This window comes from Pirellulales bacterium, from assembly GCA_036499395.1.
In the GTDB taxonomy this organism is placed as follows: domain Bacteria; phylum Planctomycetota; class Planctomycetia; order Pirellulales; family JACPPG01; genus JACPPG01.
In genome coordinates this window covers 24137-35597 of the sequence record DASYDW010000099.1, presented here as the reverse complement: position 1 = coordinate 35597, position 11461 = coordinate 24137, and the positions used below count along the sequence as shown (strand labels likewise).

Genomic DNA, 11461 nt, shown 5'->3' with positions numbered 1-11461 from the left:
TAAGGATTCGAAGATGACAGTGGCGATTCGGCAGTGCATCTTGACGCTGATTCTCATGGCATGCTGCTGCGTAGCGCGGGCAGCCGACACCTATACGGTCGATCCCGTGCATTCCTCGATCTCGTTCATGATCTTGCACGCTGGCATCAGCAATATTCACGGGCGGTTCAACGATTTCTCGGGAAAGATCACGATCGACAAAGCCGATCCGGCCAAGTCATCGTTTGCGCTGTCGATTCCGATCGACAGCATTGATACCAACAACGAGAAACGTGACGAGCACTTGCGGGCCCCCGACTATTTCAATGCCAAACAGTTTCCGACCATGTCGTTTCAGAGCACGAAGGTCAAAGCGGTCGAAGGAGGCTATGAAGTCTCGGGAGATTTGACCATGCATGGCGTGACCAAGCCCCTCTCGTTCAAGCTCAAGGGAGCCGACAAGGTCGTCGAATTTCCTAAGGGGACGCAGCGGATCGGTATGGTCTCGTCGTTCTCGGTCTTGCGCAGCGACTTTGGTATGCCTGTCGATCCGAAGGCACTGGGCGATGAGGTTACGATCATCCTCGGCATCGAAGCCGCGAAATAAGGTGCTGTGTCGTGGGCTTCCCGCGGCGCGACTTGGTACGTGCGCCTTAACGGCTCTCCATTGTTGCAGACGCGGCCCATGTTTGACGTCACGGTGCTGGCAAAGGCGGTCCTCGTCGGCGCAGTAGTCGCGGCCACGGTCATGCGTTTAGTCGCCTGGCTGTTGCGGCGCGGCAGTGTATACATGCCGCAGCGCGACGGTATATACATGTCGCGTAGCGATAGTGCTCGCTGGAGCTGGGCGATTGGCGCGGGGGTCTTGGCCGCCAGCGGGGCAACCGACCAGTGGCCCCATTGGCCGGCCCTCGAAGACCGTGCGCGGTTTCTCACGCTGCTGGTGCCACTGACAATCCTGGTCGAGACGTTGGCCGTGGTTGTCAGTTCGACGCGCATGGCGTGGCTCATGCGCATTGCTCTGGCAGCGATCGTGGCGCCGATCCTATTGCACAACACGGTCTACCTGGCCGTTTTGCAGGGTCGCACTTCTGCGGAATGGACTCCGTTGGAAGCGACCATGATTTTGTGCGGGCTGGCGGCGATGCTGATCCTGATATGGGTGGCTCTTAGCATGCTCGAAGCGCGAACGTCGACGCTGACCGTTTATGGCGTGTTGATTCTCGATGCGTTCGCGACGGCGATCACCGTCATGCTGTCCGGATACTTCTTAGGGGGACTCTTGGGACTGGGCCTGGCCGGAGCGATGACAGGTGCGGCACTTTCCGCGTATGTCAACGCACCGCGATCGCTGACTCGCGGCAGCTTGGGAATCGCTGTGATCGGAAACTTTTCGATAGTGCTGATCGGGCGTTTTTTCGGCACACTGTCGACCGCGCTGGCCGTATGTCTGCTGGTCGCTCCGCTTTTCGCATGGATGGTTGAATTGCCTCGGCTGAACGCCTTTGCGCCGGGCTGGCGTGCCGTGCAGCGACTCGCCTGTGTCGGCATTCCGTTGATCGTGGCGGTCGTTATCGCAGGTCGGCAATTTGTCGTGGCTTCCGCGGCTCATTCCAGACCGTCCAAGCCCAATGCCGTGCGCGACGTCGCGAAGTAACGGCCGTCGCCAGGGTGCCGTGACGCGCGGCGTGGTGGATGTCGTCGATCGGGGGTGGTCCACGCCACGACGAGGGCATTTTATCCTGGTCCGCCGGCGATTCGCGGCATTTCGCGGTAATCCGCGTGGCGTCTGCCGCGATTAGTTGTATAGAGCAGACGGTCGGCTGACTCACAGCGAAGGGGACGGATGGAAAAGCGGCCCAACTGGCGAGAGATTGTCGAGAAGCACCAGGAGCAGGTGCTGCGGATCGCGGTGCGCATTTTGGGCTCGCTGCACGATGCCGAAGACGTAGCGCAGGACGTGTTCGTCGAGGCGTACCAGTTGCATCGCCGCGGCGGCGTCGATGGTTGGACCGGCTTGTTGGTGCGGATGGCGACGTTGCGAGCCATCGATCGGCTGCGGCGGGCGCGTAGCGCGCGAGCCCTATGTGACGACGATCGGGCGACAGACGAGGGGCCATTCGAAGAGGCCGTGGCCCGCGAGCTGGCCGAGCGACTGCGCGGCGCAGTGACACAGTTGCCCGACCAGCAGGCGGCGGTGTTCACGCTGGCGGCGTTCGAGCAACTGTCGCGCGGCGAAATTGCCGCCAGCCTGCAGATCTCGCCGCAGGCCGTGTCAACGGCGTTGTACAAAGCGCGGCAGCAATTGATGAGCGAATTGAACGTCTTGGACCAGGGAGAGCGATCATGAACACAACGTACCAGCCAGCCGAATTCGAACCGTTCGAATCGCCGCTTGCCGAAGCGGTCGAGCGTATCCGCTACACGCTGCCCCCCAGCGAGGCTGTGCAGCGCGTGGGGCGCCGGGCGATTGGCTTAGAGATCGCAGCGCCGGCGCGCGCGCCGCAGCGGTATCGACGTTTGTCCGCGTACCTGGCGGGCGGGTTGGCTGCCGCGGCGGTTGCCGCGCTCGTACTGACGATGAACTCGCATGACGCCTGGGCTCAAACGGCGAAAAAACTGCGCGGCAAGGCGTGGGTCCACATCACGCTCAAGCTACCCGACGGCGTGCCGACGCCCGACGAGGGACTGCCGCAGATGTGGTTCTCGGCCCAAGCACGCCGCGCGGCGAACAAATTCGGCAAGCGCGCGCGCTGGATTGATCTGGCGCAGCAGGAAAGCTGGAGCTACGATCCGCAGGAAGACGCTCTGCAGGTGGCCAACACGCGCGACTCGCAGACCAGCGAGCTGGGATTCATTGAGCTGCTTTTAACGCTGGTCATGGCCGGCGAGACGGACGAGGCACCGCCGACGACGAAGCACGAGATCCTGGATCGCGAGCGCCGCGCAGTGAACGAAGGAGGACGACGGTGGCACGAGTTTTCCTTTAAGTGCCGCGACCCGCAACGTAACGGGGAATGGCATGTTACGTTTCGCGTTAATCCGCAGACCGGGCTCCCTTTCGAAATGGTGAGCACGGAGAAAATGGCCGCCAACGATCCGGCGCCCGAGCGAACGTTCACGCTCGATTATCCCGAGAGTGGGCCGACGGACATTTTCGCACTGGGCGTGCCGCGGAGCGCGAAGCTCGTGGACAAGCGCCGCAAACCGGCCGGCAACGAAGGGATGCTCAAGGAATTGCTGGCGACCTACGCGCGAGCCCGGGCGCTGCCCATCGAACCTTATACGTGCATGACGCTGCACACCACGGCCGATGACCGGGACGTGCACTTCGCCTTTCGCGTGGAAATGAGCCACGAAGGTCCGCAGGTCAGGACGTACGATCTCGACCAGTTGATCGCGCTGCGCCAGCGGGTGTGGTCGAAAGAATTGAAAGTGCCGGCGGATGCCGAAATGTGGTGGCAGGAACAGATTCTGAAAATGCCGTTGACCGAAGGGGCCCACGCCCACGCGGTGCCGCACCAGGTCGGCTTTCCGACGATAACCGGCCATGCGTGGGAAGGAGTCGTGCCTGAGTTTGATAATCCCGACGTGGTGGTGACGCTGGAAGACGAGCCCAAGATGGGTCCCGCCGGGACAAAGCTGGTGCGCGTGCGACTGGAAACGGCCGTCGGATTCAACGACGCCGCGTATTGGATCGCGCCGGATCGAGGACACATGATCCTGCGCCAGGACCTGCGCTTCAAAAAGGAACGCGAACCATTTGACGTGCAAGTGTGGACCATCGACGAAACGGCCCAATCACCGCGCGGGCGCTGGTATGCAACGCGGGCGCGTGTCGGGCGGGTGACGGAAATTGGGGACGAGCTAGCGGAAAAAGGGGGCGAGATTACGACAAGCCGGTATCGGTACCTGGTCGATTTCGAGTGACTGCTCAGTGGGCGAGCTGCAAAAGTGATTGAATTAATCGTGCGGCGCGCTTGGCTAAACGTGACCGGGGCGATCTGCGGAGCAACTTTTGGGAGTGTGTCGACTCTCGCTCGCTTGCGAGGTTTATGTATCGATACCGTCGTGGCGGCTGCGCACGTGTGGCTTATCGAGGGGAAATGTTTGGGCCAACGACGCGCGGCTTCAACACCGAAAGTCTGGCCACATCGTGTAGAGACGCACCACTTCATCATCCCGCACCAGCATCACGATCGAGCCAGATGGAAGAAGATGATCCCAGCCTCGTAGAGTTTTGAGCTTTACCTTGCCTGCGGATTCGTGAAAGCGCCAGTACACGCCCCCTTGGCTGGTGAATTCATCCACGGTGGGGTCAGCCCGGAAAATCCGCACGCAGTGCGAACGGGCACCTACTATGGTTCGATTCCCTTCTTCGTCTAGCGCCGACGTGATGACCAGGTCGCGACTGAACTCGTCGGGCGAGGGATGTAGGCCGTGGCCGCTCGGCGCTTCGCGTTTTATCAATCCTGAACAGCGCTGCGAACTTTTGTCCGTCGCTGTCCGAAGTGGGCCAGTACGCCAAGTAGCCCGATGATGCACAGGGCCAGGGTCGTCGGTTCAGGAACGGGGGTCAGTAGCAGGGCGTGTTCCTGGCCTGTCGCGTCGGGGCCGTAGCCGACGATTTGTCCGAGGTTGTTGATGCCGAGCGCGGCCTCGATCCAAAAACTCGGAGCCGGACCGACCAAAGTATTCAAGTCGAACATCTGGCCGGTGGTGTAAATGAACGCATGCCATACGAGATCGGCATCGCGAGAATTGCCCACGATGTCGCCGTTGTCGTTGATCGCGTACGCGTGGCCAAACGATTCGCCGGGAAGAATGCCCAGATCTTGTATGGGGCCATTGCCGCTATAGAGAAACGCATGGTTGTCATTGCCGTTGATGGCGGCGAAGCCCACGACTTGCCCGTGATTGTTGATGTCTTCGGCGCCGCTATAGGGTCCCCCGAGCGTGCCGAGATCCTGCAGCGGGCCGCTGCCGTTGTAAAGAAAGGCGTGGCGTTCGCCATCGCTCAAGTAGGACATGCCGACGATTTGCCCACTGTTATTGATACCGGTGGCATTGCTGTAGGTGCCGCCGAGTGTGCCGAGAAGTTGTGCCGGGCCGGCGCCGGAATAACTGTAGGCTTGGACGTCCAGGACACTCGAGTTCGTGAAGACAGCGCCCACGATTTCGCCGCTGTCGTTAATGGCTTCGGCGGAACTCTGGAACTGCGGGTTTAGTCCATTGAGGGGGATGGGCGTTCCGTCCGCCGCGAAGGCCGCGGCCCGATCGTTGAAGTCGCCAACAGCCTGTCCGCTGTTATTGATTGCGTAACCTCGAGAGGCCGTCGGCGTGGAGAGCTTTTGCATGGGGCCCTGACCTTCGTAGAGAAAGGCCTGCGTGGCGCCTGAACTGAGATACGTTGTGCCCACGATTTGCCCGTTATCGTTGATAGCATCGGCGTCAGCCGAGGTGGTGCCAGGGAGCAAGCCCAAGTCCGTAACGCTGTACGATGTGTCGGCCGACGCGATCGCGGTAGGGAGCATTGCATAACCACCCAGGCAACAGACGATAACCGCCATTCTGAACTTCATGAGCAAGTCCCTTGAGGTGCGCGACGGTATGCCCGGTCGCGATGTCGTTCTAATGAGCTAGTAAACGGATTTCACAATGCTTAGCACATTGAGTCAGCATTATGGTTACCGTCTGTGGGGGTGGCAATCCGCAAACGACAGGTAGCAAACAAAAGGAAGCTGACGGATTATCGAGATTCTGCTGTAGCGCGGCGCTCGCCCCCTCACCCTGACCTCTCCCCCGCGGGGGGAGAGGGGTATTCAGGCGGCACTTCGTGTGGGGGCGAGGGCTTATTCGAGACAGCATTCTCTTCCGGAGCACTTAGTTGTTGGTGTCTTGGTACGGCCGTTAAAATCCGCCGACTGTGATGGCGAGGTTGCTTGGGTTGCGTAACAATATGTGCGTTCCGTGTCGGATGCGTGCGGTGCGACGCTTCGAGGCCCTTTGGCCGTTTACGCCGCTGCGCTTCGGCCGTTGCCGGCCGCATGCTTTTCGTCTCATCTGAAGTTAATCCGTCCTCACGCGATCGGTATTCTTACGCCATGCGACCCCTTCGCTATTCCATCAACGTTACGCTCGACGGGTGTTGCGATCATCGGACCATCGTGCCGGACGAGGAATTGCATCGTCATGCGACGGAAAACCTGCGGCGTGCCGATGCGCTGGTGTTCGGCCGTGTGATCTATGAAATGATGGAGACCGCGTTCCGGCCGCCGGTGCAAAGCGATGCATGGCCTGATTCGATAAAGCCCTTCGCCCAGGCGATCGACGCGGCACAGAAGTATGTCGTGTCGAGTACACTGGACCGGGTTGATTGGAACGCGGAACTCGTGCGTGGGGATCTGGCACAGGCGATTGAGCAACTCAAACGTCAGCCGGGCAAGGGATTGTTCACCGGCGGCGTAAAGCTTCCGCGGACGCTCGCCGAATTAGGATTGATCGACGAGTACGAGTTCGTCGTGCATCCGGTCGTGGTGGGGCACGGCCCAACGTTGTTCGCTGGGATATCGCGGCGCGTCGACCTGAAGCTTATCGGCCGGCACGAGTTTGCCTCGGGGGCGGTGGCGATGCGGTACGAGCCGAGACGTTAGCTGTTTTCGATGTCGGCCCGCGGCTCGTCGCTAGATCGGATTGCCTGGCAGGGCCTTGAATAGTTCCGGCACTTCGCGCTCGTAGTTTTTCCAGCGGGCCAACGATCGCTTATAGATCGGTTGCCGAACCTGGGTGCTGCTGGCCGTGCGGACCTGCCGTTGCGTGCGATAGAACTCCAGGCAGGCTGGTTCCCAATCGAGACCGCAGGCCGCGACCAGCCTGCGCGAGACGTGCTCCTGGTTTGATACCATTTCTTCGTAGTCGACCTCGTGAATCGACACCGGCAACACGGCTTGCCAATGATCCATCATGCGGAGGTATTGCCGAAAGCGCCCGGCAATGTGTCCAAAATCATTGGACCAGCGAATATCGAAGAAATTAGTCATCCAGCATGATAGGGCCACGTCCGCGAGAGTGCGGCGGCAATGGATGAACGTAGCCCGAGGAAACATCGCGGCCAGTAAACCAAGGTGCAAATAATTGTCGGGCATCTTATCGACGATTCGCTGCGCGTGGTCACCGGCGATCGCCTGCAACCTTTCTAAATGCTGGCTCGCGAGAAGTTGCAGGGTGGGAGCATCGAGCCGAGTTGTGTTGTTCTGAGCTAGGCCGTTCAGAGTTGTGCCTTGCTGCGGCGTGTTGCGGCGAGCGAGCGCGGCCGGGATGCCCGCGAATGTTTGATGGGCCAGCTGCAGCTCGCCGGCGCCGTACACTTGCGAATGGCTGGCCAGCACTTGCTCGACCAAGGTCGTGCCCGAGCGCGGCAGGCCGAAGATGAACACCGGCTGTCGGCTGTCGAGCCCCGCGCCTGCGATGCGTTCGAAGAACTCGCGATCGAACGTCTGGATCAAGAAGTCGACCAATTGTTCGTGCGTCTTCGGATCGTAAGCACGATAACCGGGCTGGCTTTGTAACTGCAGGGTGTTGGCCTGTCGCAAGAATCCCGCCGCGCGGGCGTATTCACCCTGCGCGTCCAGAACCTGCGCGAGGGCGAAAGATAATTCCGCCCGCGGGTCGGGACTTAACTCCGGCTCTGCGATTCGTTCTTCGAGTGCCACGCGATCCGACTCGGACAGCTTGCCGCGAAGCAGATTCGCCAAACAGCCGTGGGGCTGGGCGAGAGACGGTTGAATTTGTAGCGCTGTGCGGAACGCTGCTTCTGCCTCGGCGAATTCCCCCAGTTGCTCGTGCAAGCTGCCGAGACCGAGCTGCGCTTCGGCGAAGTCGGGCCGAAGTTGCAAGATCTGCCGAAAGCAGTCCGCGGCTTCCCGGTGCTTGCCCTGATCACGGAGAACACAACCCAGATTATTTCGTACCTCGACAAAATCGGGATTGAGCTCGATCACGCGGCGGAAGCATGCGACCGCTCCGTCGAGTTCGCGCTGTTCCTGCAAGGCATTGCCGAGGTTATTGAGCGCGTCGAGAAAGTCGGCGTTGATTTCGAGCGCTCGTCGATAACAGGCGATGGCGTCGCTGATCTTCCCCTGTTCTTTCCAGGTATTGCCGAGGTTGTTGTACGCCGCGATAAAGTCCGGCCGGAGCGCGATTGCCGTGCGGTAGCAGGCGACAGCCAGGTCGTGCTTGCCCTGGCTGTTGAGGGCAATGCCCAGGTTGTAGTACGCTTCGACGTAGTTGGTTTTCGCGGCGATCGCGCGGCGGTAGCTGGCCACGGCTTCGTCCGGTTCCTGCCGAGCCAGCAGAGCGGTGCCCAGGTTATTGTGTGCCTCGGCGTAGTCGTGTCTTGCCTCGAGTGCGCGGCGATAGCAAGCGATCGCTTCGTCGAGCCGGCCTTGAAGCTGCCAGGCGTTGCCAAGATTGTTGTGGGCCTCGGCATAGTTGCGGTGTATCGCGAGTGCCCGATGGTATGACTCCACGGCTTCGGCGATCTTTCCCTGGTCCCTGAGGGCGTTCCCCAGGTTGCAGTGGGCCTCGGGGAAATCGGGGTTCAGCGTGAGTGCTCGTCGGAAGCAGGCGACTGCTTCATCACGCCTGGCTTGGGCCTGGTACGCGTTTCCGAGATTGACGTGAAAGACGCTGGCCGTTTCGCGCAATTCGATGGCGCGGCGGATGTAGTCGATCGCTACGTCGTGCTGCCCCGCCTCGTGCGCCATCACTCCCAAGAGATGCAGCGCGTCGGGTTGCTGGGGATCGACTGCCAGAATCTGGCGGTACATTTGCTCGGCAGCCTGGCGTCGGCCCGCCTGATGGTGCTGCAAAGCAATCGTCAGTTGTTCGAAAATCGTGGCCATGAGGTTCGGGCGACTGCTGGGGTGCAGTTACGAAAGCGATCGCGGAGCACGTCGCATCACCCCCACCTGGCCCGAACCAGTTGTTGCGGCAGGAGTGACTTGGAAAACGCGGCGTGCGGATCTTCCGGATCGCGATACGAACCAATTGTACGCCACGATTCGCAGAAGGCGATCCCCGGCAAATTTCCGGTTTTGCGAGCTGGCCTAAGCTCAAGTCCCACGTCGAGGCTTTGCAACACTTGGAATAGCCGGCAGATTATTATTTCTCGGCGAAATTCATGAACCGCGCAACGGGCTCGCGACACTCTAATTTAGAAACCATGACAGATCGAGCGTGCCAGGTATTGACTGAGTTGCTCGTCCTCCGCGCCCAGGGAGGCCAAGGCGATGCAATGCCCCAGTTGGTTCGCATCTGGCATGTCCGGCTCGTTCGGCACGCGAAGAGGCTGACTGGCAGGGACGATGTGGCGAACGACGTAATGCAAGAAGCTTGGCTAAGCATTTCTCGTGGGCTGAACGGCTTAGATGATCCGGCTCGTTTTGGCCCGTGGGCCTATCGAATCGTGACTCGCTGTAGTGGCCTCTGGATTCGAAAACAGCAACGCCGACGACAAGTCGAAGCGAATTGGGCCCACTCGCAGCCAACGGAATCCCCCGCATTAGAATCCTCGGGCAAGGCTGACGTGGTTGATACCGTGCGCACCGCGCTTCGACAACTGCCCGCCGAACAACTGGCCATCTTGGAACTGCGCTACGTTGAAGGCTTCGGCATCGATCAGATTGCCGTTGCGCTGGGCATTGCGCCGGGCACGGTGAAATCTCGGTTGTTTCATGCGCGACAAGTATTACGCGAGCACATTTTAAAGGTGTCCCAATGAACACACATGAGGACCAGATCATCGCGGCATTGAGCAAACTCGACGCCGAGTGCGATCGGTCGGAAACGTTGAGCAGCGTGCTAGCTGACATGACCCGCGCTCAATCATTCTATTTGCGGGTGTTCCCAGCAATAATTATTGTGGCGTTCTTGACGCTGGCCATCGTCGCGGTCGTGCGGTTCTTCTCCGTTGATGATGTGCGGTCGTGGATCGCCTACGCTACGCTATTTATCGCGTCGCTGATGGTGGTCGCTCTCATTAAGTTGTGGCTTTACCTGGTTTGGGTTCGCAATTCCGTGATGCGAGAGATCAAAAGGGCTGAGTTGCGGAACCTTGTTGCCGCATCTGCCCAAAAGTAAAACCTCTATCGCACCGTCGGTTGCTAGCGGGAGAGCAACTGGTCGACGACCCGGCTTTGACGTTGATTGGTACAGAAGGTATTCCCACACAAAATTTTTGACGCGGCTTAAGTACTCACGCAAAGTCATCGGTGGATGATCAATTGACGTGCAATGCACGTCGAAAGCCCCAATAACCGATTGGCCCGTTGCATGAACCGGTTATCAAGCATGTGGTACTGGCACGCGATCGTGTTTCTGGCCGTCGGTTGTGTCAGCACCGAAGGCCGTGCTGTCGAGGTCATTGATTTTGTCGATGTCTATGGCCTGCGCACGCTTTCGCGCGAGGCGGTGCTGGCTGCGGCCGGTGTTAAGCCGGGGGACAATGTTCCCGTGGCGAGCGAGGAGATCGTTCGTAAACTCGAGGCGCTGCCCGGCGTCGCGCGTGCGGCGGTGGCGGTCATCCACGCGCCGGCTATGCCCTCCAGTGGCAAAACGATCGTGGTCGTTTATCTCGGGGTGGACGAATCGCCGGAGCCACGCGCGACGTACAAGCCAGCCCCCCGGGGCGAATTCGTGCTTCCCGATGCGTTGGTCGCAACCTACGAGGATTTCGAGCGTTCGTTGGCAGCGTCCATGAATCGGGGCGACTATGGGGAAGACGACTCCAACGGTTACGCACTGGTGGGGGACGAGGCGTCTCGCACCATTCAAAAGCAGTTCGTACCGCTCGCCGAACAGCATTTCGACCAGTTGATAAAAGTGTTGCAAAACGCCGAGAGCGAACGTCAGCGGGCGATCGCCGCGTGGGTAATCGGATATGCCAGTGACAAGCGTCGAGTGGCCGCTGAACTGACGGGCGCCGTCCGCGATTCTGAGAAAACGGTGCGCAACAACGCCATGCGTGGCCTGGCAATCATCATCGGATTTGCTCAGCATCATCCCGAACTCAAACTCGATGTGTCCTGCGACACCTTTATCGACATGCTCGATTCGGTGAAATGGACCGATCGAAATAAGGCCATGGCGGTGCTCAACGCGCTGATCGAAACGGATATGAACACGCTTGCCGAACTGCGCGAACGAGCGTTGCCTGGGCTTGCCGAGATGGCCCGCTGGCATTACGAGGGGCATGCGACGCAAGCATTCTTTATTCTTGCCAAAGTTGCCGGCTTGAACGAGGAACAGATGGTCGAGGCGTGGCGCGCCGGGAAGAGGGACGAGGTAATCGCCCGCGCCCTCGCTCGAACGGATGTACAGCGATAGCCGCAGCATGAATTTGCTGTGACGCGGCGGTCTACTAAATCGCGCGACCTACGGCGCAACGAGAAAGCCCCGAGGGGCGGATGCGAGTCCAGCCCTC

At 60.0% G+C, this 11461-nt stretch carries 11 protein-coding genes; 8 read left to right on the top strand and 3 right to left on the bottom strand.

The features are described 5' to 3' along the window. Positions 1-13: 13 nt before the first annotated feature. The 4 genes from VGN12_18000 (at position 14) to VGN12_17985 (ending at position 3909) form a co-directional block, all read left to right on the top strand. On the top strand, positions 14-586 hold the full coding sequence (locus VGN12_18000) for a YceI family protein (protein ID HEY4311347.1): 573 nt from the start codon (positions 14-16) through the stop codon (positions 584-586). A gap of 78 nt (positions 587-664) precedes the next feature. Next, positions 665-1636 carry a hypothetical protein gene (locus VGN12_17995; protein ID HEY4311346.1) on the top strand — a complete coding sequence of 324 codons (972 nt, stop codon included), beginning with the start codon at positions 665-667 and terminating at the stop codon, positions 1634-1636. A gap of 189 nt (positions 1637-1825) precedes the next feature. Beyond that, positions 1826-2329, top strand: a complete 504-nt coding sequence (locus tag VGN12_17990; protein HEY4311345.1) for a sigma-70 family RNA polymerase sigma factor — start codon at positions 1826-1828, stop codon at positions 2327-2329. Continuing rightward, entirely contained in the window at positions 2326-3909 is a 1584-nt protein-coding gene (locus tag VGN12_17985) for a hypothetical protein (GenBank protein HEY4311344.1), read from the top strand. The genes VGN12_17990 and VGN12_17985 overlap by 4 nt, the downstream gene beginning before the upstream one ends. 201 nt (positions 3910-4110) lie before the next feature. On the opposite strand, the gene VGN12_17980 is transcribed toward VGN12_17985, so the two are convergent. After that, positions 4111-4449 carry a hypothetical protein gene (locus VGN12_17980; GenBank protein HEY4311343.1) on the bottom strand — a complete coding sequence of 113 codons (339 nt, stop codon included), beginning with the start codon at positions 4447-4449 and terminating at the stop codon, positions 4111-4113. Beyond that, positions 4446-5561, bottom strand: coding sequence for a PEP-CTERM sorting domain-containing protein (locus tag VGN12_17975; protein ID HEY4311342.1), 1116 nt, complete (start codon positions 5559-5561; stop codon positions 4446-4448). The genes VGN12_17980 and VGN12_17975 overlap by 4 nt, the downstream gene beginning before the upstream one ends. 522 nt (positions 5562-6083) lie before the next feature. On the opposite strand from VGN12_17975, the gene VGN12_17970 reads away from it, so the two are divergent. After that, positions 6084-6632 carry a dihydrofolate reductase family protein gene (locus tag VGN12_17970; protein HEY4311341.1) on the top strand — a complete coding sequence of 183 codons (549 nt, stop codon included), beginning with the start codon at positions 6084-6086 and terminating at the stop codon, positions 6630-6632. Positions 6633-6662: 30 nt separating this feature from the next. Here the strand turns inward: VGN12_17970 and VGN12_17965 are convergent, their stop codons facing one another. Continuing rightward, a complete protein-coding gene (locus VGN12_17965; GenBank protein ID HEY4311340.1) occupies positions 6663-8882 on the bottom strand; it encodes a tetratricopeptide repeat protein in 2220 nt (739 codons plus the stop codon). Positions 8883-9274: 392 nt separating this feature from the next. On the opposite strand from VGN12_17965, the gene VGN12_17960 reads away from it, so the two are divergent. The 3 genes from VGN12_17960 to VGN12_17950 all read left to right on the top strand — a co-directional run bounded on the left by VGN12_17960 (position 9275) and on the right by VGN12_17950 (position 11364). After that, positions 9275-9760 carry a sigma-70 family RNA polymerase sigma factor gene (locus VGN12_17960; protein HEY4311339.1) on the top strand — a complete coding sequence of 162 codons (486 nt, stop codon included), beginning with the start codon at positions 9275-9277 and terminating at the stop codon, positions 9758-9760. Continuing rightward, on the top strand, positions 9757-10119 hold the full coding sequence (locus VGN12_17955) for a DUF6768 family protein (protein ID HEY4311338.1): 363 nt from the start codon (positions 9757-9759) through the stop codon (positions 10117-10119). Before VGN12_17960 ends, VGN12_17955 begins: the two co-directional genes overlap by 4 nt. A 192-nt stretch (positions 10120-10311) precedes the next feature. Next, positions 10312-11364: a hypothetical protein gene (locus VGN12_17950; GenBank protein ID HEY4311337.1), complete on the top strand. Its 1053-nt coding sequence runs from the start codon at positions 10312-10314 to the stop codon at positions 11362-11364. The last annotated feature ends 97 nt before the right edge of the window (positions 11365-11461 follow it).

Coding starts and splice junctions, on each gene's coding strand:
- VGN12_18000 (HEY4311347.1), top strand. CDS start 14: ATGACAGTGGCGATTCGGCAGTGCATCTTGACGCTGATTCTCATGGCA.
- VGN12_17995 (HEY4311346.1), top strand. CDS start 665: ATGTTTGACGTCACGGTGCTGGCAAAGGCGGTCCTCGTCGGCGCAGTA.
- VGN12_17990 (HEY4311345.1), top strand. CDS start 1,826: ATGGAAAAGCGGCCCAACTGGCGAGAGATTGTCGAGAAGCACCAGGAG.
- VGN12_17985 (HEY4311344.1), top strand. CDS start 2,326: ATGAACACAACGTACCAGCCAGCCGAATTCGAACCGTTCGAATCGCCG.
- VGN12_17975 (HEY4311342.1), bottom strand. CDS start 5,561: ATGAAGTTCAGAATGGCGGTTATCGTCTGTTGCCTGGGTGGTTATGCA.
- VGN12_17970 (HEY4311341.1), top strand. CDS start 6,084: ATGCGACCCCTTCGCTATTCCATCAACGTTACGCTCGACGGGTGTTGC.
- VGN12_17965 (HEY4311340.1), bottom strand. CDS start 8,882: ATGGCCACGATTTTCGAACAACTGACGATTGCTTTGCAGCACCATCAG.
- VGN12_17960 (HEY4311339.1), top strand. CDS start 9,275: ATGCCCCAGTTGGTTCGCATCTGGCATGTCCGGCTCGTTCGGCACGCG.
- VGN12_17955 (HEY4311338.1), top strand. CDS start 9,757: ATGAACACACATGAGGACCAGATCATCGCGGCATTGAGCAAACTCGAC.
- VGN12_17950 (HEY4311337.1), top strand. CDS start 10,312: ATGAACCGGTTATCAAGCATGTGGTACTGGCACGCGATCGTGTTTCTG.